This is a genomic window from Thiolapillus sp. (assembly GCF_048562965.1).
GTDB lineage: Bacteria > Pseudomonadota > Gammaproteobacteria > Chromatiales > Chromatiaceae > Thiolapillus > Thiolapillus brandeum_A.
The window spans coordinates 1-688 of record NZ_JBHNMF010001340.1; the positions used below are offsets into that span (position 1 = coordinate 1).

1 protein-coding gene is annotated in these 688 nt (G+C 34.7%); it reads right to left on the bottom strand.

Translation table 11 applies throughout. The annotated features are described in order from the left end of the window. Positions 1-202: 202 nt before the first annotated feature. Positions 203-688: hypothetical protein (locus ACOCD2_RS24195; RefSeq protein WP_419589925.1), on the bottom strand; the 486-nt coding region annotated here is incomplete at its 5' end.

Below are 688 nucleotides of genomic sequence, written 5' to 3' on the forward strand. Positions count from 1 at the left end.
ACCGGGATGTGGTCATGAAACACACAAGTTAGTTAGTTAGTTGGTGCTTTAAGCCCAGTCAACCACAGAGGATTACATCAGGGCTAAAAACAAACTTACGTTTATCTCCTAGTTATTCATGAAACCAATTTTAAAACGTTTCACATAAAAATTTGAAACAATTCATTAAAAACACTTCACACAAACATTACCTTAACACACTTTATATTTTGTAAAACACACCAATCTCACGCAAGAAATCAAAAATCACTTCCGGAATCACGTTCCGAAAGAGTGAATACAAAGATTTCTCTTCAAAATATTTCTTTCTTATATCCAACAAATCAGCACATTCAAGTAAGATGTGCTTAACTGTGAGTACAACATCACATGCAACACAAACAGGAGCCTCTTCTTTTCTCAAAATAAAGGAATGTGTCAAATGAGAGTGACCAATATGTAATCTATTTAAAACAGTGCTTTCTTTTCTTGTATTACAAAAAGATAACAGTTTGTCTGGAAGTTTCGGTAGAATTTCGTGAAATTTATTAGATATCAAACCAGTTTCATCCCATTCTTTTTGCCAAACTTGATAGACATATTTGGCAGTTAAGGGTTTTAGGTCCGAAAAAGGCATGAGATCAGCTGTCGGTTTATTGTCAAGAGCTTTTTTCGCAGCTCTATCAGCAACCTCGTTTCCTCGAATACC